The organism is Bradyrhizobium sp. Bra64 (assembly GCF_024519875.1).
In the GTDB taxonomy this organism is placed as follows: domain Bacteria; phylum Pseudomonadota; class Alphaproteobacteria; order Rhizobiales; family Xanthobacteraceae; genus Bradyrhizobium; species Bradyrhizobium japonicum_G.
Window position 1 is genome coordinate 326186 of sequence record NZ_JALJRD010000001.1, and the last position, 21881, is coordinate 348066.

Genomic DNA, 21881 nt, shown 5'->3' on the forward strand with positions numbered 1-21881 from the left:
TGCCGGTCAGCGCGGGCCGGTCGCGAGACCGGAGAGCAAATAGAGCGCGACCAGCAATGTCGCGACCGACAGCATCGTCGTGACCGAGACCGTAGCCGCAACCAGTTTCTCCTCGACCTTGTGCTCGTGTGCGAGCACGTAGACGGTCTTGGCCGTAGGCACCGCCGCGCACACGACCGCGGCGACCGTGTAGAGAGGGCTGAGGGCCAGGACCACACAGAGGCCGTAGACGATCGTTGGCATGATCACCAGTTTCACCGCCGCGAGCGCGAACGATGCCTTCAGGCTCGACCGCAGGCCCTCCAGGGACAGGCCTAGTCCGATCGCAAACAGCGCGCAGGGCGTGAGCGCCGCGGCAATCATGTTCAGGTAGGCCGCGACCGGTGCCGGAATCGGCAAGCCCGTGATCGCCCAGGCGAGACCAATCAGCGTCGACAGGACCATCGGATTGAGCAGGATCTGCTTCACCAGTCCGGCGGAGGACGCGGATGTCCCCCGCGCATCGCGCCTTTCCATCAGGATGACTGTGATCGGAAACATCACTGCCGCCACGAACACCGTCGCGACCGCGGCAGGCAGGACCGCAGGCTGGCCGTAGATCGCATGCAGGATCGGCAGTGCGACGAACCCTGTATTGGTCATCGCCGCCGCCATGCCATGGATGGTGCTGCTGGCGAGATCGTGGTTGCCGCCGGCGCGGACGGTCACGAAGACGAGCGCGAAGCAGATCAGGGAGCCGCCGCCGAAGGCGAGCAGGAAACGCCATTCCAGCAGATGGCGTGCCGGCTCCTGCGCAATCGTGACGATCAGCAGCGCCGGCATCGCCACGTTGTAGGCAAAATGCACCAGGGCATCGGCAAGCGAGCGGGAGAGATAGCCGAGCTCGCCGGCGAGCCACCCGGTGACGATGATCGCGAACACGGGAAGAACGAGGCTGGCGACCTCCATCCGGCATCCCCCTTAGCCAGTCAGCTCGATGCCATCCTAGCTGGGAGATGCGCCGTCGTCACGGTTCAACCGGATCGCAGCCTATGACCTCAGGCGCCCCTGCGGGCCTGTTGGCCGATCACGCAGCGCCATCCGGCGAGGCGCTCGGCCGGATGCTGGTTCATCCATTCGGCGAGCTGCGGCGCACCCATCAGGCACGATTGCATCGAAACGTCGGCGAAGTCGGACGTGGTGACGGTTAGCTCATGACAGTTCGCCGGAGAGGCGAGGTTGCAGAGCACGGCGATGATCTTGATCACGCGAGGTTGCCTCCGTCGCCGCGACGCGCGGTAGCTCCGCCCGACTGCTCGCTCGCCGGATCAGCAGGCGGGAAGATGCTGTCGTAGATCGCGCGCGCTTCTCGAATGAGGCGCTCTCGCTCGCGCTCGGATTTCGAGACAAACCGAATGACTTCGCCCATATTCGCTCCAAACGTTGAACGGCATCATTAGATGATGAATGTCATGCCAAGCATGTAGGATGCCGCTCGCGGCTTTGAAGCCGGAGCAGCGCTGTTGAAGCAATAACAAGCGCGTGACCGCCCCGTTCCTGCGGAAAATCGGCCGAATATCGGGTGCCCGGTAGAACCGGTTACCTCACGCTGCCGGCGCCCGTTCCTTCCGCCCGGGCACGGCCGCCAGCAATTCGCGGGTGTAGGGGTGCTCCGGAGATGCGAACAGCTGTGCGGTCGGCTTCAGCTCGACGATGGCGCCGCGCTGCATCACCGCGATGCGGTCGCAGATCTGGGCGGCGACACGCAGATCGTGGGTGATGAAGAGCATCGAGAGTCCGAGGCGCGCCTTGAGGTCTTCGAGCAGTTTCAGCACTTGCGCCTGCACGGATACGTCGAGCGCGGAGACGGCTTCGTCCGCGACGATGATCTCGGGCTCGAGTGCAAGTGCGCGCGCAATGCCGATACGCTGGCGCTGGCCGCCGGAGAATTCATGCGGATAGCGCTCGAGCGCGCCCGCGTCCAGGCCGACCATCTTCAGGAGATCGCGTGCGCGGTCGAACGCCACCTTCTGACCGGTGCCGGCGGCGATCGGGCCGTCGGCAATGATGTGGCCAACCTTGCGGCGCGGATTGAGCGAGGCAAACGGGTCCTGAAAGATCATCTGGATACGATGGCGCTCCGCACGCAGCGCCTTGCCCGAGAGCGAGGTAAGATCGGTCTCGCCGATCCGCACCGTGCCGCGATCGGCCTCGATCAGCCGCATCACCAGGCGCGCTACCGACGATTTGCCCGAGCCGGATTCGCCGACGAGGCCAAGCGTCTCGCCCTTGAGGATGTTGAAGTTGACCTGGCGCGCCGCATCGACGCGGCGGTCCTCGCGAAACCAGCCGCCCGAGGTGACGTAGGTCTTGTCCAGCCCGATCACCTCGACGGCCCTGGCTTGATCGTCGAGCGGCTGGCGTGCCGGCGGATCCATCGTCGGCACGGCGGCGAGCAACGCCTTGGTGTAGTCGTGCTGCGGCTCGTTGAAGACGGTCGCGGCGGGGCCTTCTTCCACGACCTTGCCATGCCTGAGCACCACGACCTGGTCGGCGATGTCGGCGACCACGCCGAAATCATGGGTGATGAACATCACCGCCATGTTGCGGTTGCGCTGGAGGTTGCGGATCAATTTGAGGATCTGCGCCTGCGTGGTGACGTCGAGCGCGGTCGTCGGCTCGTCCGCGACCAGCACCGCCGGTTCGAGTGCCAGCGCCATGGCGATCATGGCGCGCTGGCGCTGGCCGCCGGAGAGCTGATGCGGATAGGCGCGCACGATGCGCTCGGGGTCGGGAAGGCCGACCTCGCGCGCCAGCGAGAGCGCTCTTGCGCGCCGCTCCGTCGGCGTCAGCAGGCCGTGGGCCTCGAACATCTCCGCCATCTGGTCGCCGATCCGCATCAGGGGATTGAGCGCGGTCATCGGCTCCTGAAAGATCATGGCGAGCCTGCGGCCCCGCAGATCGCGCCAGCCGTCGTCATCGAGCTTGAGCAGGTCGCGGCCTTCGAACTGGATCTCGCCGGAGGCGACGTCGACCGTGTCCGGCAGGAGACCCATCAGCGCATGCGCACACATGGATTTGCCGGAGCCGGATTCGCCGACGACGCAGACGATCTTGCCGGGCCGCAAATCGAGCGAGATGCCGTCGACGGCGAAGTCTCGCTCGGCGCCCTTGGGCAGCGCGATGCGCAGGTTCTTGATGGAGACGGCGGGCGGGGCGGTCATCGTCAGCGTCCCTCCCGCGACAGGCGCGGGTTGAGCGCGTCGTTGAGGCCTTCGCCGATCAAATTGAGGCCGAGCACCGAGATCAGGATGGCGATGCCCGGAAACACCGTGATCCACCAGGCCTGGCGGATCACGGTGCGGCCGGCACCGACCATGTAGCCCCAGGAGATCAGATTGGGATCGCCGAGGCCGAGGAACGACAGCGAGGATTCCAGCAGGATCGCGGTCGCCACCATCAGCGACGCCAGCACGATTACCGGCGACAGCGCGTTGGGCAGGATCTCGCGCAGGATGATCCAGGCGTTGCTCTGGCCGGTGACCACGGCGGCCTGGACGTATTCGCGCGTGCGCAGCGACAGCACCTCGCCGCGCACGAGGCGGGCAACCGGCGGCCAGCTCACCACGGCGATCGAGGCCACGATCGAATAGATCGAGGGCTGCAGGATGGCGACCAGCACGATCGCGAGCGCGAAACTCGGAATGGTCTGGAAAAACTCGGTGAAGCGCATCAGGGCGTCGTCGACCTTGCCGCCGAAATAGCCGGCCATGGCGCCGATCGGCACGCCCACGACCAGCGCCACCAGGGTGGAGACCAGGCCGACCAGCAGTGAAACGCGTGCGCCAAAGATCATGCCGGCGAACACGTCGCGGCCGAGCGCATCGGTACCGAGCGGTACGGTCGAGAGCGTGAACGGCGGCAGGAACGGCCGCTGCACCATGCGCCAGGGCGAGTTCGGGAACAGCATCGGTCCGAACACCGCGACTCCGATCGCGAGCAGCAGGATGACGAGCCCGATGACGCCGCTCGGGCTCTTCAGCATCGATTTCCAGAACTGTTTCATGAGGTGAATTCGATGCGCGGGTCGACCAGGCGATAGACCAGGTCGGTGATGAGGTTGAAGGTCAGGACCATGGCGGAGCAGATCACGAACACACCGAGCAGCAGATTGTAGTCCCGCTGCAGCAGTGCGTCGTACATCAGGCGTCCGATGCCGGGCCAGGCGAACACGGTCTCCGTAATGACGGCGCCGCCGATCAGCGTGCCGGAATGGACGCCGGCGAGCGTCACGACCGGCAGCAGCGCGTTGCGCAGCACATGGCGGCGCTGGATCACGGCATCGGAAAGGCCCTTCGCGCGCGCGGTCTTGACGAAGTCGAGCCGTTTCACCTCCAGCATCGAGGCTCGCGTCATGCGGGTGTAGGTCGCCATGAAGAACAGGCCGAGCGTCATCGCCGGCATGATCAGATGTTTCGCGACGTCGACCACATGGCCAAGGCCGGAGAAATTGGCGCCGACCGTCTCGTAGCCGAAGCTGGGCAGCCAATCCATGGTGACCGAGAACAGCAGGATGCCCATCAGCGCCACCCAGAAGATAGGCATGGCGTAGAAGACCAGCGCGAAGATCGTGATCGCGGTGTCGAGCCAGGTCCCGGCAAAGCGCGCCGCGAAGGTGCCGAACAGGATGCCGAGCACCAGCGAGATCGCGAAGGCCGTCAGCGTGAGCAGGAGCGTCGCCGGCAACCGCTCCAGGATCAGCTTCGACACCGGCGCCTGCTGGCGGAAGGAGAAGCCGAGGTCGAGTGTCACGATGCCCTTGACGTAGATGAAGAGCTGCTCGGGTACAGGCTTGTCGAGGCCGAACTTCTCCCTGAGCTGCTGGACGAAGATCTGGTCGCTGGCCCCGGCCTCGCCCGCCATCACGACGGCGGGGTCGCCGGGCGCAAGCCGGATCAGGAAGAAATTGAGAACGACGATCGCGAGCAGGACGATCACGCCCTTCACGACACGCTGAGCGACGAAGGAGAGCATAATTAGATGGCGATCAGATCAGGTTGAACGCAGCCGCAATCGCGGTGCGCTCCCTCCCCCGCTGGCGGGAGAGGGCAGGGGAGAGGGTATTTCCGCAGAGAGGACGCCGAGTGGAGAGAGCTCTCTCCCGCCGCGCTCTGCGAGCGCGTCGACCTCCCCCGCATGCGAGGGAGGTGAAGCAAGCGTGCGGCGCGAATCATCGCTACTTGTCGAGCCATGCGTCCTTGAAACCGTCATTGACGCCGATGCCGGTGGTGATCAGGTTCTTGACCTTGCAGCGCATGATGGTTGGGAATTGCAATTCGAGCATCCAGGCCACCGGCACGTCCTCGACCAGGATCTTCTGCGCCTTCTCGTAGATCTCCTTGCGCTTGGAATCCGAGGTCGCGACGGCGCCATCGGCGAACAGCTTGTCGATCTCCGGGTTGGAGTAGCCCTCGACATTGTTGAACACCTGGCCCTTGGCGATGGCGCTGGAGACGTAGTTGCGCCCGACACCGAGGGCTGGATCGCCGTACTGGTAGAGATATGTGAAGGCGATGTCGTAGTCCCAGTCGCCGATCTTCTGGTTGCCGCCGGCAACGTCGGTGGCGATCGTCTCGATGTTCATGCCGACGTCCTGGAGGTTCTGCTTCACGGCTTCACCCCAGCGCTGCCAGGTCTCGCCATAGGCGAGCGGCAGCAGGCGGATCTTCTCGCCCTTGTAGCCGGCCTCCTTCAGCAGCGCCTTGGCCTTGGCCGGATCGTACGGATATTTCGGCACGTCGGCGGTGTAGTACTTGATGCTCGAGGCGGACGGGCCGGTCGCGATCTTGCCGAGCCCGTTCCAGATCACGTCCTTGGCGAAATCCCGGTCGATCGCATACATGATCGCCTGCCGCACCCGCTTGTCGGCGAGCGGGCCCTGGCGGTTGTTGAGCCACAGCCAGGCCAGCGGCGAGAAGAACTCCCAGCCGGCGCCGGTGACGCAAGTGTCCTTCAGCTTGGACAGCCGCGGCACGTCGAAGTTCTCGACCGAGCCGCCGGGCAGCACGTCGACCTTGCCGGTCTCGTAGGCCACCGAGCGCGCCGCAGCGTCGGGGATGATCTGCCAGTAGATCTCGTCGATATAGGGCTTGCCCTTTTCGTAATAGTTCGGGTTCTTGACCAGGCGAATGAACGAGCCCTTCTGCCATTCCTTGAACATGAAGGGACCGGTGCCCACCGGCGCGTTGTTGTAAGGGTTGGTCTTCCAGTCGGTGCCTTCATACAGATGCTTGGGCACCATCGGCATCGAGCCGACCTCGAAGATGCCGAGGAACGGGCCGAACGGCTGCTTCAGTGTGAACACCACCGTGTAATCGTCGGGCGCTTCGATCTTGTCGACCTGCGCGAGGTTGTTGCGGGCACGCGCATGCGTTTGCTTCAGCATCTCGACCGAGAACAGCACGTCGGCGGCGGTGAAGGGCTTGCCGTCATGCCAGGTCACGCCCTTCCTGAGCTTGAATGTGTAGGTTTTCGCGTCCTCGCTGACGCTCCAGCTCTCGGCGAGCTCCGGCTGCGGTTCGAGCTTCGGGCTGTAGCGAAGCAGGCCTTCGAAGATGTTGCCCGCCACCATCTGCACCGGGCCGTTCTGGACCATCGCCAGCATCAGGCCGGGCGGCTCGGGCTGGATCACGGCGTTGATCACACCCCCCGTTTTTGGCTCTTGCGCCAGCGCCGAGGCCGTGAGGCCGCAAGCCAGGAGAAGACCAAGCAACACTCGTTTTGGCATGTCGTATCTTTCTCAAACGAGGCCGGCCGCAAGCGCTTCGCACGTTGTGGCGCGCAAAGCTACGGCCGGCCCATCCCAGTCCCCATCCGAGATCGAGGCTCACATAGTCCCGTTCGGCGCCGCAAGATGAAAGTCTCGACAGTGTTCGCACAAAAAATGTACAGCGCGTCCTGTTTTCACTTGATTCATTCTCCTGTCACGGAGACAAGTCCGCCATGGACAATGCCACGCGCTCCGAACGGTCCCGCAACGCTGCGCTCGATGCGGCGACCAGGATCATTGCGCGCGACGGGCCCGGCCGGCTGACGCTCGATGCCATCGCGCGCGAGAGCGGTCTGAGCAAGGGCGGCGTCATGCACCAGTTCCGCACCAAGGAGGCCGTGCTCAAGGCGCTCCTGGAGCGGCAGATGGATCATTTCGAGGAGTTCTCGCTCCGTTATATGGCGAAGGTCAGTGGGACCTCGGCCAATCCCCACCTGGCGACGCAGCTTGCCACCGTACGCGAAGCGGCCACGTCGCCGAATTCCGCAGCGCTGGCGCTTGTTGCGGCCATGGTCGAAAATCCCGGCCTGATGGTGCTGCCGCGCGAGCGTGAGTTGAAGCGGGTGGAGGCGATCAAGGCGGAGGCCGCCGATCCCGAGCTCGCGCTGTTGCGCTGGGCCGCGGCGCGGGGACTGTTGTTGAGCTCGCTGTTCGGCATGTCGCCGCTTGGCAAGGACGAGCACCAGCGGCTGTTCGCGCGCCTGCTCGATGACGATCAGTGGCGTCCTCTCGAAAAGGCGGCGAAGGTCCGCACGGCCAAGTCCGGCGCAGCGCCGGCGGCAAAGGCCGCAACCCCGCGCAAGCGCGCCTGATACATCGTTAACGAATTCCGACCGGCGCCTGCCCAAAACCGCGCCTGCGGCCAAAGGTGCCAGACCGTCATTTTCGCACTTTACAAACCAACTGGTCGGTTTTATAAGCGGAAACACTGAGACGGCCCAAGGCTTCTGAAATGGCCCCGGACGATGCCTTGGGCCGGCAATGGTGAGCGCCGCAGCCGCGTCTGGTCCCAAAACGCGGCTGCGGTCCCCATAGCCCTTGCTGAAAGCCGCTAGAGGAGTCTGGAATGGATCGCTCGATCGCCCTGCGCGGTCCGGGAATGCTGGTGCTTTGCGCGGCCGCGGCCGGCTGCGCCTCGGTCGCGCCCGTGCCCTATTCGGAGATGGCGTCCTCGGCCTACATGGCCCCGGACAAATCGGACGCCTCCGGCCGCGTGCCCTACCGCTATTCCACCCAGGTGGACTGGCGCGCGTACCATAAGGTGATCCTCGATCCCGTCGTGGTCTACCGCGGCAAGGATCACCAGTTCGGCGACATGTCCGACAAGGACAAGGCGACGCTCGCCGCCTACATGCAGAATTCATTCGCCGAGCGGCTGCGCGGCCGTTTCGCGTTGGTGCGCGAGCGCGGACCGAACACGCTGCGGATCAGGCTGACGCTCACCGGCGCCGTCACCAACACGCCGGTGCTCGGCACGCTCTCACGCTTCGACCTCGCCGGCGCCGTCTACAACGGCGTGCAGGCCGCGCGCGACGGTGAGGGGACGATGACCGGCTCGGTCGTCTACGGCGTCGAGATCTTCGACGCCACGACCTCGCGCCTGCTCTCGGCCTACGTCACCAAGCAATACCCGGGCGCCTACGACATCAAGGCTACGGCCGGCTCGCTCGCCGCCGCCACCGCCGGCCTCGACAAGGGCGCCGACGCGCTGATGGCGCAACTCAACTGACGCCGCAATCCACCCAACGAAAGGTGCTGCCGATGAACTTCTTGCTTCGCTTCGTGCTGCGCGTCGCGATCACCGTCGTGATGATGATCATCGGCGGCCGCGCCGGCGCTGCCGCGCCCACTGATCCAAGCGGCACCTGGCTGGTCGAGGACGGCCGCGCCCGCATTCGGCTCGAACGCTGCGGTCCGTCGCGCGAGCGCATCTGCGGCTTCATCGTCTGGATGAAGGAGCCGGCCGACAAGCGCGGCCAGCCTTATCGCGACAAGGAAAACCCTGATGCAGACAAGCGCGCCCGCGCGCTGCTCGGCCACCAGCTCATCATGGGCCTGCAGGCGACGGCAGAGGGGCGGTTTGCCGGCGACATCTACAATGCCGAGGACGGCAAGTTCTACTCGGTCTCGCTGTGGCGCGAATCCCCCGACCGCCTCAAGCTCAAGGGATGCCTGATCAAGTTCCTGTGCCAGACCCAGACCTGGCAGCAGACTCTCGACGTCCAGCCCGGCCAGCTGGTCGGCCTGACCGGCGATCTCAACGGCCCCCGCGCCGACAAGGAATGGGCGCAAGTGCCGGCACCGAAGCCGGTACAGGCGAAGGGGAAGTAGTCTTCACGACGATCGCAGCGCCCGCCGCAACTCATCGAGGGCGTCTGCGAGTTGCTCGCGGTGCGCGATGTCATCCTTGGGGAGGGCAGCGACGCTGCCTGCGAGCTCGCGCAGGATGCTGGCGAGCAGGCCGAAGTTGATGTGCAGATGCACCGACTTGCGTTCGTCGGCCGCGCCCGGATGTTGCAGCACCAGCGCGACGCCGCTCCCGTCGAGCCGTGCCTCGAACCGCGATGAGTGCTCGAAGGTGCCGACATAGAACTTGTCGGGATATTCGAGCGCGATCTCTGCCTTGTCGGGAACCGGACGGGACATGTGAACCTCATCGATGCCTCTCATTTTGGCCGGGAATAAACCGGGCCGCCTTGCGATAGGTCAGAGGCGTCCGCTTCCGGATTTGATCCGGATCAAAGCCAAGTCGCCGTTTCTGCGATCGAGTGGCAACTGGCCGGACGCCGCGTTGCGTGCCCTGGTTCTTTCAGCCGTGAGACGATCGATGGATATGCAGGCCACGACTATCCCTGCGGGCGACGACAGCGGCCCGGACGTCGTCGCGCCGGAGCCGGATGAGGGCGTGCAGCGCTGCCTGCAATTGCTGGGCGATGCCGGTCTGCGCCCGACGCGCCAGCGCCTGGCGCTCGGCCAATTGCTGTTCCTGCGCGGCCACCGGCACGTCACCGCCGAGGGACTCCATGAAGAGGCGATGGCGGCGAACGCGTACCTGTCGCTCGCGACCGTCTACAACACGCTGAACCAGTTCACCGAAGCCGGCCTGTTGCGCCGGATCGCCGCCGACGGCATCAAGTCGTTCTTCGACACCGATACGTCCGTGCACCCGCACTTCTACCTCGAAGGCGAGGATCTGCTGGTCGACGTCGCCGACGGTCTGACCTTCACCAAGCTGCCCGAGGCGCTTCCCGGCCACGAGATCGCGCGGCTCGACGTCATCGTCCATCTGCGCCGGAAGCGCGCGACGTAGGGGCGGCAGGACGATGTTCTAGCGTAATCCGGCCCGCCGGAATCCCTCCAGATAGTGCTCCCGATCGGCCTCATTGGCCCACGGCAATTGCGTCGCGATCCAATGCAGCGAAATGCCCGGCTGGGTACGGCGGAGCTCGTCCAGCGCCGTCTCCGCAAGCATCCCGTCGCCGGTCATGCCGGCTGAAACCGCGAGCACGCGGTAAGCGCCGGTGAGATCGCCGCGGTGGCGGATCGCCTCGCGCGCGAGCGTGATGGCTTCGTCATAGCGCCGCTCGGTGAAGCGCGCGTAGCCGGCAATGCCGTAGTAGATCGCCAGCGACGGATCGCGCGGTGAGAGCCGGATCGCTCTTTGTGCTGCGTCGAACGATTCGCTTGATCGCCCGGCGTAGGACAGCGCCAGGGCGTAATAGCCCTGCGCCAGCGAGAAATTCGGGTTGAGCGCGAGCGCCTGCTCGAACTCGGATAACGCGTCGGAAAGCCTGCGCGTCGAGAAAAAGACGCTGCCGAGCGCGGCATGCGCCCAGGCATCCTCGTGGTCGCAGCGCACCGCGGCGAGCGCGGCAGCCTCTGCGATCGGCACCGTCGTGGCAAGCTCCGCCCAGCCGAGATGTACGCCGAACATGTGGCTTGCCGCGAGCACCGAGAGCGCCTGGCCGTAGTTCGAGTCGATGGCAATGGCGCGTTCGAGCAAGGTCTGTGCGGCCGCGTGATCCTGTCGCGTCACCCGCCAGTAATGCGACAGGGCGCGCATCAACAGGTCCCAGGCGTCAAGGCTTGCGGGAGGCTTACGGTCGGCGCGAAAATTCTCCGCCGCATGGATCTGCGGCTCGATCGCCGCGACGATCGCGTTGGTGATGTCGTCCTGCACGGCGAAGACGTCGCCGAGCTCGCGGTCGTAGCGTTCGGCCCAGAGATGACTGCCGGTGGTGGCGTCGTTGAGCTGTGCGGTGATGCGCACGCGATTGTCCGCCTTGCGCACGCTGCCTTCGACGATGTAACGGACGCCGAGCTCTTCGGCGATCTGCCTGATATGGACCGAGCGTCCCTTGTAGGTGAAGGACGAGTTGCGGGCGATCACCATGAACCAGCGTTGCTTCGATAGCGCCGTGAGAATGTCCTCGCTGATCCCGTCGCCGAAATATTCCTGCGCGGGATCGCCGCTCATGTTCTCGAAAGCGAGCACCGCGATCGCCGGCCGGTCGGTCACGACCCGTGAGGGAGCAGGGCCGGGTTCCTCTGGCGCAAGAGTTGTTGCCCCATCTTCCCGGGCTTCGCCGACGAAACGGAAGCCCTTGCGCGGAATAGTCTTGATCAGCCGCTGCGTTGCGCCGTCGTCGCCAAGCGCCTTGCGCGCGGCGTTGATCCGGCTGTTCAGCGCGGAGTCCGAGACGATGCGGTCGCTCCAGATCTCGCTGATCAGGTCATCCTTGCTGACCACACGGGCACGCTGCGCGACGAGGTAGAGCAGGAGATCGAACACCTGCGGCTGTAGCGGCACGGGGGTGCCGCCGCAGGTCAGCTCCCGCAGATCGCCGTCGAGCACGTTGTTTTCAAAGAGAAATCGCACGTTTCTGTCGTCTCAAGCAAAAATCAAAGTCGTCTCAGGCGAAAATCAACCATCCGCGAAAGCATGGGGACCTCCGAACCGGCATGGTGAGAAGACCAAATAGTGCCGATGCCTCGGCACAACGGAGCGTTCTATGACCCAATTTGAACATCAGGTTTATTCCATCGGCCCGGAGGTTGCGGGCTCACGCATTTTCAAGTTCATCGCCTTTCTATACGGAATTGCGGCATATCTCGTGTTTTTCGTCACTATTCTCTACGCCATCGGCTTCGTCATGGGGCTGGTGGTGCCGAAGACCATCGACACCGGAACCGACACGCCGACGGCCGAGGCCGTCATCATCAACCTGCTGCTGATGGCATTGTTTGCCGTTCAGCACAGCGTGATGGCGCGCCGGCAGTTCAAGGCGTGGTGGACGCAATTCGTCCCCAAGCCGGTCGAGCGCAGCACTTATGTGCTGTTTGCGAGCCTGTCATTGCTGCTCCTGTTCTGGCAATGGCGTCCGCTGCCATCGGTCATCTGGGATGTCGGAAATCCGGATCTTGCCGTGACGGTGGTCACGCTGTCCTTCGCGGGCTGGATCCTGGTGTTCACCTCGACGTTCATCATCAATCACTTCGAGCTGTTCGGATTGCACCAGGTCACCAATCATCTCGTCGGCAAGGAGGAGACGCCGCCACGCTTCAAGACGCCGCTGCTCTACAAGTTCGTCCGCCATCCGATTTATCTCGGTTTCATCGTCGCGTTCTGGGCGGCGCCGGTCATGACCGCAGGCCATCTGCTGTTCGCGGCCGTGACCACGCTCTACATCTTCGTCGGCATCGCGCTGGAGGAGCATGACCTCGTCGATCTCTTCGGCGACGAGTACCGGCAGTACAAACAACGGGTGTCGATGCTTATTCCCTGGCGCAGATCGATATAGCGCTCGCGTCGTTCCGTCGCGTCCGCCGAAAGGAGGATGCGCGGCGGAACGATGACGCGTAACGGACCTTGCCGGACTGCAGTCTTCACGTCCATCGGGGTGATTCCCCCTCATCCCGACGCCTCTCCCCGCATCCGCTTTGCCGAGTTATCGGCGGACAGGAGCGGGGAGAGGAATTCAACCCTTCATCAACGGAGACGACCCAATGAAACATGTCGGAAATTGCTTCTGTGGCGCGGTCACGATCGAGGTCACGGGTGCGCCGGAGGCGATGGGCTATTGCCATTGCCGTTCCTGCCGCTCGTGGTCGGGCGGCCCGGTTAACGCATTCAGCCTTTGGAAGCCCGAGGCTGTGCGCATCACCGAAGGCGCTCAGAACGTCGAGACGTTTGCCAAGACGCCGCTCAGCCAGCGCAAATATTGCCGGAAGTGCGGCGGCCATCTCATGACGAACCACCCGCCACTCGGCCTGGTCGACGTCTTCACCGCCACGATCCCCACGCTCGCATTCGCGCCCGGCGTCCACGTCAACTACGCCGAGACGGTTCTGCCGATGCGCGACGGCCTGCCCAAGCTGAAGGATTTTCCGGCCGAGTTCGGCGGCAGCGGCGAGATGATGCAGGAATAGACTTTCTTCGCCTCTCCCCGCAAGCGCACTGCAAACGGGGAGAGGGAGAAGTCGTTCACATCCCCGCGCGCCGAAACCCTTCCAGATAATGCGCGCGATCCTCGTCCCGCAGCATGGGCAGCTCGCGCGTGATCCAGGCGAGCGAAATGCCGGGTTGGGCGCGGCGCAGGCCTTCCAGCGCCGCAGCCGAGAGCGCGGTGTCCCCCGACATGCCGGCGGCGGCCGTCAGCACGCGATGTGCGCCGACGAAATCGGCGCGTTGTCGCATCGATTCCCGCGCCATCTGCACGGCTCCTTCGTAGTCGCGGCCTATGAATCGAGCATAGGCGGAAACGCCGCAATAGATCGCCGCGAGCGGGTCGCGAGGGCTCAGCCGCAGCGCGCGGCGCGCGGCGGCATCGCCGTCCTGCCACCGCCCCGCGTAGCACAACGTCACGCCATAGAAGGCGTGCGCCATCGCAAAATTCGGGTTGAGCTGCAGCGCCAGTTCGAACTCCGCCAGCGCGTCATCGAAGCGGCGGCGGAAAAGATAAGCATAGGCGAGGCCGTGATGGGCCCAGGCATCCTCGCGATCAGCCTCCACCGCGGCGAGCGCCGCGCGTTCGGCGAGCGGCACGGTCGCAGCCATGTCGGCCCAGCCCATATGCGCGCCGAAGATATGGCTGGTCGCGAGCAGGCCGAGCGCCTTGCCATAGGCGGGGTCGATCGCGACCGCCTTTTCGAGCAGGTCCTGCGCGGCGGCATTGTCCTCGCGGGTGATGCGCCAGTAACGCGACAACGCGCGCATCACGAGGTCCCAGGCATCCAGGCTGCCCGGTGGCTTCTGCTGGGCGCGAAAACTCTCGGCCGTATAGAGCTGCGGCTCGATCGCGGCGACGATCGCCTCGGTGATTTCGTCCTGCACGGCGAAGACGTCGGCAAGCTCGCGATCGTAGCGTTCGGCCCAGAGATGGCTGCCGGTCGAGACGTCGTTGAGCTGGGCCGAGATACGCAGGCGCTCGCCGCTCCGCCTCACGCTGCCTTCGACCACGTACCGCACCCCGAGCTCGCGCGCGACGTCGTGCATGTGCACGGCGCGGCCCTTGTAGACGAAGGAGGAATTGCGCGCGACGACGAAGAACCAGCGAAGTTTCGACAGCGCGGTGATGATGTCCTCGCTGATGCCGTCGGAAAAGTAATCCTGCTCGCGGTCGCCGCTCATGTTGGTGAAGGGCAGGACCGCGATTGCGGGCCGGTCGGGCAACGCGAGCATGGACTGAGTCTGCGCGACGCGGCCAAGATCCGAGGCGACCGCCCCAAGCTGCGTCTGGACATTGCCGACGAAACGAAAGCCTTTGCGGGCGATGGTGCGGATCAGCGCCTGGCTTGCGCCGCTGTCGCCGATCGCCTTGCGTGCCGCATTGATGCGGCTGGTCAGCGTGGATTCGGAGACACTGCGCCCATGCCAGATCTTGTCGATCAGCTCGTCCTTGCTCACCACCCGGTCGCGGTTTTCCATGAGATGGACGACGAGATCGAAGACCTGTGGCTCCACGGCAATGGGAACCTGCTCGCGGCTCAGCTCGCGCAGGTCGGTGTCGAGGAGATGATCCCGGAACAGAAACTGCACGTCGAAAACTCAGACCTCACAATAGGTTCGGCAATGATGAAATCAATATGGATTTCGACACGAAGTCTGTGAGTCTAACGAGAGGTCTGCCCGGTTCACCACGATCGCGTGATGGCAGCCATGCGGTTTTCGGAGGGAAATACAACCGCGACGAGAATGCGACGATTTGAGCCGGATGGCCGCGGGCTACGTACCGGATCGGATCTTCCTGTTCTTGCCGCCGTCACCCTGAGGTGGCCGCTTTCTTCAGCGGCCACCCCGGGATGACGGAGCTGACAACTCGACACGCGCCTGCGAGAGCATCGCACACCACTGAGTGTGCGCCGAACACTGAATGTCCTTTGCCGAACAGGGTGGCCTGCGTAAGCTACCCTTCATACAACACCAACCACGAAGAAACGCCCATGCCCGCTTTTTCCGCCGCGACCACCGTGATCGATTCCATGCTGTTCCGCGATGCCTTCGGCACGCCGCAGATGCGGGAGATATTTTCCGATGTCGCGACGCTCGCGCGCTATGCCGAGGTCGAGGTGGCGCTGGCGAAGGCGGAGGCGAAGTGCGGCGTGATTCCGCAGGAAGCCGCCGATCAGATCGCGGCGCGGACCGACGTTGCCGCGCTCGATTTCGATCTGCTGCGCCAGGAGACCGACGTGGTCGGCTACCCCATCCTTCCGCTCGTGCATCAGATGGTGAAGCAATGCGGCGATGCCGGCCGCTATGTGCATTGGGGCGCGACCACGCAGGACATCATGGACACCGCCGTGGTGCTGCAATTGCGCGCCGGGCTGGATATCGTCGCGCACGACATCGCCGAGCTGCGCAGGATCCTCGCCGAGCTCTCGAAGCGCTACCGCGACACGCCGATGGCGGGCCGCACCCATCTCCAGCAGGCGCTGCCGGTCACCTTCGGCTACAAGACCGCGATCTGGCTCGCGATGTTCGATCGCCATGCCGAGCGTCTGGCGCAATTGAAGCCGCGCGTCCTGGTCGGCCAGTTCGCCGGCGCTGCCGGAACGCTGGCCTCGCTCGGCGACAAGGGCTTCGAGGTGCAGGAGGCGCTCTGCGCCGAGCTGAAGCTCGGCGTTCCCGCCTCGACCTGGCATGTCGCTCGCGACGGCTTTGCCGAGGCCGTGAACTTCCTCGCGCTCGTCACTGGCTCGCTCGGCAAGATCGCGCTCGACATCATGATCATGGCTTCGACTGAATTCGCAGAGGTCTACGAGCCCTTCGTCAAGGGGCGCGGCGCCTCCTCGACCATGCCGCAGAAACGCAACCCGATCTCCTCGGAACTGATGCTCGCCGCGTCCAAGGCGGTGCGCCAGCACGCCGGACTCATGCTGGATGCCATGGTGCAGGATTTCGAGCGCGCCACCGGCCCCTGGCACGCCGAATGGATGGCGATCCCCGAAAGCTTCGTGCTGACGGCCGGCGCCCTGCACCAGGCGAAGTTCGCGCTCGCAGGCCTCGTCGTGGACGAAACAAAGATGAACGACAATCTCGCCATCAGTCGCGGCCTGATCGTGGCCGAAGCTGTCATGATGGGGCTCGCGCCGCAGATCGGGCGGCAGGAAGCGCATGACGTGGTCTATGACGCTTGCAGGCTCGCCAACGAGAAGGGTCTGACGCTGGCGGACGCGCTCTCGTCCGACGCCCGCGTCTCTGTCAGGATCGACCGTGCCGGGATCGAGGCGCTTACTTCACCGAAAAATTACCTCGGCCTTGCTCCCGCCATGGTCGACCGGGTGCTGAAATCGGCAACGCGTTGAAAACCAAAATGCGTGAAACTGCGTATCTCTCCGTGCCGCAAGGTGCTCGCGCACTTGCGCCTTGCGATGCTAGACTTAAATTGGACGAGAGAGCTTCGGCAGAGGACCCCGCATGACTGATCACCGCAATTCCACCACTCCCATCGATCCTGCGAAGCTCGACCGGCTGGCCGAGGTGGCGGTGAAGGTGGGCCTGGGCTTGCGGCCGGGCCAGGATCTGCTCTTGACGGCGCCCGCGATCGCGTTGCCGCTGGTGCGACGGATCGCCGTGCATGCCTACAAGGCCGGCGCCGGCATCGTGACGCCGATTCTCTCCGACGAGGAGATGACGCTGGCGCGCTATCGCCACGGCCACGACAACAGCTTCGATCGCGCCGCCAACTGGCTCTACGAGGGCATGGCCAAGGCGTTCTCGGACAACACCGCGCGGCTCGCCATCGTCGGCGACAATCCGATGCTGCTGTCGGGCGAGGATCCGTCCAAGGTGGCGCGAGCCAGCAAGGCCAATTCGATGGCCTATCAGCCGGCGCTGGAAAAAATCGTCAATTTCGACACCAACTGGAACATCATCGCCTATCCGAGCCCGTCCTGGGCCAGGCAGGTATTTCCCAACGATCCCGAAGACGTCGCGATCGGCAAGCTCGCCGATGCGATCTTCGCGGCTTCGCGCGTCGATCGCGAGGACGCGATGGGCAACTGGGCGAGCCACAATGCGGTGCTGCGCGAGCGCACCAACTGGCTCAACGGCCAGCGTTTTCGCGCGCTCCAATACGCAGGTCCCGGCATCGACCTCACCATCGGGCTTGCCGACGGGCACGAGTGGGAGGGCGGCGCCTCGCTGTCCAAGAACGGCATCAGCTGCAACGCCAACATCCCGACCGAAGAGGTTTTCACCACGCCGCATTGCCGTCGCGTCTACGGCCATGTCGTGAGCTCGAAGCCGTTGTCCTACCAGGGCACGCTGATCGACAACATCGCGGTGCGCTTCGAGGACGGCAGGATCGTCGATGCCAAGGCCTCGCGCGGTGCGGAGGTGCTGAACAAGGTGCTCGACACCGACGAGGGCGCGCGGCGTCTCGGGGAAGTGGCGCTGGTGCCGCATTCCTCGCCGATCTCGCAGAGCGGGCTGCTGTTCTACAACACGCTGTTCGACGAGAACGCGGCATCTCACATCGCGCTCGGCCAGTGCTATTCGAAGTGCTTCGTCAACGGCGCCCAGCTCACGCCGCAGCAGATCGCGGCGCAAGGCGGCAACCAGAGCCTCATCCATATCGACTGGATGATCGGCTCAGCCGAGACCGACATCGACGGCATTCTTGCCGACGGCAGCAAGGTGCCGGTATTCCGCAAGGGCGAGTGGGCGAAGTAGGATTTTTCCTCAGGCCGCCGCGTTGCGCCGCATCGGGCTGTTGTCGATGCTGAAGCGGTTGAATAGCGTCGTGAATGGGCTGCCGTCGGTGGCCCGCACGATGGCGTCGGAGGCAGCCACTGCGTCGTAGAGCGCGCCGACCGGATCGTTCGCCTCCGGCAGGTCGAGCGCGCTGCGGATTTCCTCGCGCGCCTCGTTGACGTCGTCCTCGTCGTCGAGTGTCGCTTCCAGCGCATCCGCCGCGCGCCGCATCTCGGCGAGATCGCCGCCGGTGGAGAATTTCAGGATGTCGAGCCAATAAGGTCGGGCGACGACGAGCTGGACCCACGCCTCGAAATCCTCCGCGATAATTCCCGCGCGGCCTTCCGACGAGACGTAGAGCACGTTCTGCGACGGGAGCAGCACGAACGCGCCGCCGGAGCCGTCACTGCCGATGTGCAGGGGGCTTTCGATGCCGTCGACGGTGAACCAGGTCTCCTCTTCGGCTGCGAAGGAGACATCGAGGCTGCCGAGCCAGGCGACGGCCTCGCTGTTGGCTGCGAGGACCTCGGGAGTGAGGGGCATCGGCATGGCTCCTTTCAGATCGTTCCGCGCATTTTGTCGCACCCCGGAAAAGACGGGTTCATCTGCGCGAAATTGCAGGGAAATCGCGACGTTAACCGCTTCGCATCTGCAACTTGCGGCTGATTGTCGGGGCCCGCGTAAGAAAGAATTAAAAGCCGGCTACTAGCGTTCCAAACATCTTTCGAAACAATCCGAGCCGAGACCCGGCCGGTCATATTATATCCCTTGGGGAGACAGATGTCGCGCGCATTGATTGAAATCAGTAGTTGCAACGTTGAGCTCGAGCTGCGGCCGATCGAGCCGTCCTGGATCATCGAGGGCAATCCGGTATCGCGCTCGCACATCCTGTCCACCAGCGCCGACGGCACCGCTTCGACCATCATCTGGGCCTGCACCGAAGGGCGCTTCAACTGGTATTACGACATCGACGAGACGATCATGATCATGGAAGGGTCGATCGTGCTCGAAAGCGACGGCATGCCGCCGAAGCGCTACGGTCCGGGCGACGTCATTTTCTTCCGCGATGGCGCGCATGCCAAATGGCATGTCGAGGGACACGTCAAGAAGATCGCCTTCTGCCGCAAGACCAATCCCGTGATGATCGGCTTCCTGATCCGCGTCGTCAACAGGCTCAAGCGGATGTTCGTCTCCGCCGGCGAACGCCGCCCCGCCTCGCTGATGGGGGCCGGCTAGTTTTTAAGGACGCTTCCCAGCGGCCACGACGGGAGAGGGGTCGGGATCAATATCCCGGCCCTTTTTCTCGTCATGACGGCCGTTCGAGCCGGTAGACATCGGTCGCGGTCTGTGAGAACAGCGCCGTCTTCTCGGCCTCACTCAAGGGCGCCGCGATGCGCTTGAAGGCGTTGAAGATCACCTGATAGCTGCACTGGCCCTTGTCCGGCGGGAAATTGCTCTCGAACATCGCCCGCGTGGGTCCAAACGCGTCGATGCAGGTCTCGACATAGGGTCGCCAGGCCGCAGCAAGCTCTTCGGATGACGGCGGCCTCTCGCGCAGATGGAAGTCGTAGCCGAGCAGGCACATCGCGAGCCCGCCGAGCTTCACCACCACGTTCTCACACTTCGCGATCTCCTGGATCGACGCGCGCCACTGCGGAAACACCTCCTCGCGCCGCCCCGCAAAGCGGCCGACGCCTGCCGGGCCGCCGCAATGGTCGAGCACGATCCTGGTGCCCGGAAAGGCGCGCGCGAGCCCGGTCAGCTCGTCGATCTGCGGATGGAACAGCCAGGCATCGAAGCTCAGATTCAGCGGTGCGAGGCAGGCAAAACCCTTGCGGAAGGTCGGGTCCTGCAACAGTCTCTTCGGCCGGTTCGCATACATGCCGGCGACGGCGGGATCCTCGTCCCAGGCCGAGGAATGCCGGATGCCGCGGAAACGGCCGTTGCCTGCCGCGATCTCGGCTTCCAGCACCGGCTTCGCTGCATCGCCCAGCAGCAAATTCACGTGGCTGACGATGCCGGCGCAGATCGCGGCCTTGCCGTAACCGCCGCTCGCGCTCATCGCGGCGACGCCATTGGCGAACTCGACCTCGCCGACGGGCTGGAATGCTTCGGGCCCGTGTGCGCGATACATCGAGCGGCAGTCGACGTAGACGGTGGCGACGATGTTGTGGCCCGAGGCGATGTCCGCCGCCATCTCCTCGATCAGATAGCGGTGCCCGCGATTCCAGAGGTGGTGATGGGGATCGACGATCGGCCGAGCCGAATCGATGATCTCCTCCTGATATTGCGCGAGCCAGTCCTCGCGCGGCTCGACGAACAGCCCGCTCGTATTGGCGGGCAGACCGCTTGCAGCCATCGGCGTTCGCTCCTTTTATTCTCTTGTGGTGGGAGCCTAGCACCTCATCTCTTTGCGCAGCAGCGCACGTTGCGCAACCGCGCTCCTCATCGCGAGCACAGCGGGGCGCCGTCGTCAGATACTCCGCCGCTTCGCCCTTACATCGACCACGAGCCGCCAATTGGCTGCGGCGGCCGGCTTGACCTCGCCGAGCCAATGGAAGGAATCGCCGGTGATCTCGGTAAACCTCCAGCGCGTCAGGTCTCCGGCTTCGGTGACGCCTTCCTGCACGATGTCCTCGCCCTGCGGGCGCCCGACCTGCTGGCGGAACACGCTGCGGCCGGGATCGAACCAGGAGATCCTCCACGCATCGATGGTCGGATCGTAGACCCGCAGCGTCGTGCCGTACCAGTTGCCGGCGATCGGCAACGCCGGGCTGCCCGCGAGGCGGGGGATGATCCAGACGTCCTGGACGGCGCGGCCCTCCAGCACCCAGCCAAAATGGATTTCGCCGGCCGCGGTGTGTTTCGTCCCGTCCGGACCGTGGGCGGTGATCTCGGCGTCCCAATCGCCGACGAAGCGGCCGTAAAGCTGCAGCGCCGCCGCGTGCTCTGGGTTCGGTCCGTCCGCGTGCAACAATCTCGCAAAGTCGGTCATGCCGATCTCCTGTCGTGGGGAGAGCAGCACGACCGGCCGGCTGCCGACTTGGAGAAAATTGCGCGTCAGACCCCGTCGAGGATGATCACAGTCGGCTTCGACGGCAGCGCATCCCGGGACATGCGGAAGGAGCGCTCGGTGCGGTGGTCGATCTCGAACTGCTGGCCGGTGCGGCGCATGAAGTCGTCGAGCGGGGTGGCGAAGCGATGCATCGGCAGCACCACCGAGGCGCGCAGCCGCCTGGTGATATCGGAGACGCCGTCGAGCGACATGGTGTAGGTGCCGTCGATCGGCACCATCACGATGTCGAGCCGCCCGATCTGGGCGAAATGGCTGTCGTCGAGCTTGTGGTGGAGATGACCGAGATGGCCGATGCAGAGGCCCGCGACCTCGAAGATGAAGATCGAATTGCCGTCGCGGATCATGTCGGCGCCGGCATCGTCGCCGACATAGCGGCGGATGTCGGTGGTGACGTTGCGGATGAAGGTGTCGCCGATACGTTCCGACACGATGGCCGGCTTGCCGTCCTCGCCCCAGCCATGCAGCACATGGGGAATGCGCTTGTCGGGATATAAGGAGTAGTGCGTGCTGTGCGCGCGGTTCATGGTGACGACATCGGGCAGCCGTCCGACCTGGTAGGCGCCGCTGTAGTCGGTGGCGATGCGCAAGCCGCCAGGCGTATCGATGAAATAGGTGGAGTGGCCGGCATAGGTGATCTCGACCTCGGCCGAGCTGGCGGCCTGCCGGAACGCGACCGGCATGGCGCGCGGCGCCGCATTCGCCATCGCCAGACACTCGCTGCGCTGTGGCTGCTGGGCGAGGGCAGGTGCGGCGACCCAGCCAAGAAACGCGAAGACCGCCAAGATTAGTCGATACATAGCAGA

Annotated in this window: 22 protein-coding genes; 9 read left to right on the top strand and 13 right to left on the bottom strand. The window is 64.6% G+C overall.

Going from position 1 to position 21881, the window contains the following annotated elements; all coding sequences use genetic code 11:
• Window positions 1-6 precede the first annotated feature (6 nt).
• The 6 genes from NR187_RS01540 to NR187_RS01565 form a co-directional block, all read right to left on the bottom strand.
• Window positions 7-948, bottom strand: a complete 942-nt coding sequence (locus NR187_RS01540; RefSeq protein ID WP_256805564.1) for an AEC family transporter — start codon at window positions 946-948, stop codon at window positions 7-9.
• Between the two features lie 89 nt (window positions 949-1037).
• On the bottom strand, window positions 1038-1247 hold the full coding sequence (locus NR187_RS01545; RefSeq protein ID WP_211381912.1) for a hypothetical protein: 210 nt from the start codon (window positions 1245-1247) through the stop codon (window positions 1038-1040).
• Window positions 1248-1583: 336 nt separating this feature from the next.
• Entirely contained in the window at window positions 1584-3203 is a 1620-nt protein-coding gene (locus tag NR187_RS01550) for an ABC transporter ATP-binding protein (RefSeq protein WP_256805565.1), read from the bottom strand.
• A gap of 2 nt (window positions 3204-3205) precedes the next feature.
• Window positions 3206-4045, bottom strand: coding sequence for an ABC transporter permease (locus NR187_RS01555; protein WP_211381915.1), 840 nt, complete (start codon window positions 4043-4045; stop codon window positions 3206-3208).
• Entirely contained in the window at window positions 4042-5013 is a 972-nt protein-coding gene (locus NR187_RS01560; RefSeq protein WP_211381916.1) for an ABC transporter permease, read from the bottom strand. The genes NR187_RS01555 and NR187_RS01560 overlap by 4 nt, the downstream gene beginning before the upstream one ends.
• A 202-nt stretch (window positions 5014-5215) precedes the next feature.
• A complete protein-coding gene (locus NR187_RS01565; protein WP_256805566.1) occupies window positions 5216-6766 on the bottom strand; it encodes an ABC transporter substrate-binding protein in 1551 nt (516 codons plus the stop codon).
• 215 nt (window positions 6767-6981) lie between these two features.
• On the opposite strand from NR187_RS01565, the gene NR187_RS01570 reads away from it, so the two are divergent.
• From NR187_RS01570 to NR187_RS01580, 3 genes are all read left to right on the top strand, one after another.
• Entirely contained in the window at window positions 6982-7620 is a 639-nt protein-coding gene (locus NR187_RS01570; protein WP_211381918.1) for a TetR/AcrR family transcriptional regulator, read from the top strand.
• A 254-nt stretch (window positions 7621-7874) separates the two neighbouring features.
• On the top strand, window positions 7875-8537 hold the full coding sequence (locus tag NR187_RS01575; RefSeq protein ID WP_211381919.1) for a DUF3313 domain-containing protein: 663 nt from the start codon (window positions 7875-7877) through the stop codon (window positions 8535-8537).
• A gap of 32 nt (window positions 8538-8569) precedes the next feature.
• Window positions 8570-9139, top strand: a complete 570-nt coding sequence (locus NR187_RS01580) for a DUF2147 domain-containing protein (RefSeq protein ID WP_211381920.1) — start codon at window positions 8570-8572, stop codon at window positions 9137-9139.
• Window positions 9140-9142: 3 nt separating this feature from the next.
• Here NR187_RS01580 and NR187_RS01585 read toward each other — a convergent pair whose 3' ends face one another.
• Entirely contained in the window at window positions 9143-9454 is a 312-nt protein-coding gene (locus tag NR187_RS01585; protein ID WP_256805567.1) for a hypothetical protein, read from the bottom strand.
• 181 nt (window positions 9455-9635) lie between these two features.
• On the opposite strand from NR187_RS01585, the gene irr reads away from it, so the two are divergent.
• Window positions 9636-10118, top strand: coding sequence for a Fur family transcriptional regulator Irr (gene irr, locus NR187_RS01590; RefSeq protein WP_256805568.1), 483 nt, complete (start codon window positions 9636-9638; stop codon window positions 10116-10118).
• An 18-nt stretch (window positions 10119-10136) separates the two neighbouring features.
• On the opposite strand, the gene NR187_RS01595 is transcribed toward irr, so the two are convergent.
• Window positions 10137-11687 carry a winged helix-turn-helix domain-containing tetratricopeptide repeat protein gene (locus NR187_RS01595; RefSeq protein ID WP_211381922.1) on the bottom strand — a complete coding sequence of 517 codons (1551 nt, stop codon included), beginning with the start codon at window positions 11685-11687 and terminating at the stop codon, window positions 10137-10139.
• A gap of 133 nt (window positions 11688-11820) precedes the next feature.
• On the opposite strand from NR187_RS01595, the gene mddA reads away from it, so the two are divergent.
• Both mddA and NR187_RS01605 read left to right on the top strand, forming a co-directional pair.
• On the top strand, window positions 11821-12609 hold the full coding sequence (gene mddA / locus NR187_RS01600) for a methanethiol S-methyltransferase (protein WP_211381923.1): 789 nt from the start codon (window positions 11821-11823) through the stop codon (window positions 12607-12609).
• 205 nt (window positions 12610-12814) lie between these two features.
• Entirely contained in the window at window positions 12815-13237 is a 423-nt protein-coding gene (locus NR187_RS01605) for a GFA family protein (protein ID WP_211381924.1), read from the top strand.
• Window positions 13238-13292: 55 nt separating this feature from the next.
• Here the strand turns inward: NR187_RS01605 and NR187_RS01610 are convergent, their stop codons facing one another.
• The gene (locus NR187_RS01610; RefSeq protein ID WP_211381925.1) at window positions 13293-14846 is read right to left on the bottom strand and encodes a winged helix-turn-helix domain-containing protein; all 1554 of its coding nucleotides are present in this window, start codon (window positions 14844-14846) and stop codon (window positions 13293-13295) included.
• A gap of 404 nt (window positions 14847-15250) precedes the next feature.
• Here NR187_RS01610 and pcaB point away from each other — a divergent pair, with 404 nt between their 5' ends.
• Window positions 15251-16612, top strand: coding sequence for a 3-carboxy-cis,cis-muconate cycloisomerase (pcaB, locus tag NR187_RS01615; protein ID WP_256805570.1), 1362 nt, complete (start codon window positions 15251-15253; stop codon window positions 16610-16612).
• Window positions 16613-16724: 112 nt separating this feature from the next.
• A complete protein-coding gene (locus tag NR187_RS01620) occupies window positions 16725-17981 on the top strand; it encodes an aminopeptidase (RefSeq protein ID WP_211381927.1) in 1257 nt (418 codons plus the stop codon).
• A 9-nt stretch (window positions 17982-17990) separates the two neighbouring features.
• On the opposite strand, the gene NR187_RS01625 is transcribed toward NR187_RS01620, so the two are convergent.
• Window positions 17991-18545 (bottom strand): hypothetical protein, encoded by a 555-nt coding sequence (locus tag NR187_RS01625; RefSeq protein ID WP_256805571.1) that lies wholly within the window; start codon window positions 18543-18545, stop codon window positions 17991-17993.
• Window positions 18546-18782: 237 nt separating this feature from the next.
• Between NR187_RS01625 and NR187_RS01630 the strand changes: the two genes are divergently transcribed.
• Window positions 18783-19238, top strand: a complete 456-nt coding sequence (locus NR187_RS01630) for a cupin domain-containing protein (RefSeq protein WP_211381929.1) — start codon at window positions 18783-18785, stop codon at window positions 19236-19238.
• 70 nt (window positions 19239-19308) lie between these two features.
• Here NR187_RS01630 and NR187_RS01635 read toward each other — a convergent pair whose 3' ends face one another.
• From NR187_RS01635 to NR187_RS01645, 3 genes are all read right to left on the bottom strand, one after another.
• The gene (locus tag NR187_RS01635) at window positions 19309-20361 is read right to left on the bottom strand and encodes an amidohydrolase (protein ID WP_256805573.1); all 1053 of its coding nucleotides are present in this window, start codon (window positions 20359-20361) and stop codon (window positions 19309-19311) included.
• A gap of 114 nt (window positions 20362-20475) precedes the next feature.
• Entirely contained in the window at window positions 20476-20997 is a 522-nt protein-coding gene (locus NR187_RS01640; RefSeq protein WP_211381931.1) for a hypothetical protein, read from the bottom strand.
• Between the two features lie 65 nt (window positions 20998-21062).
• Window positions 21063-21875, bottom strand: a complete 813-nt coding sequence (locus tag NR187_RS01645; protein WP_256805574.1) for an MBL fold metallo-hydrolase — start codon at window positions 21873-21875, stop codon at window positions 21063-21065.
• Window positions 21876-21881 lie beyond the last annotated feature (6 nt).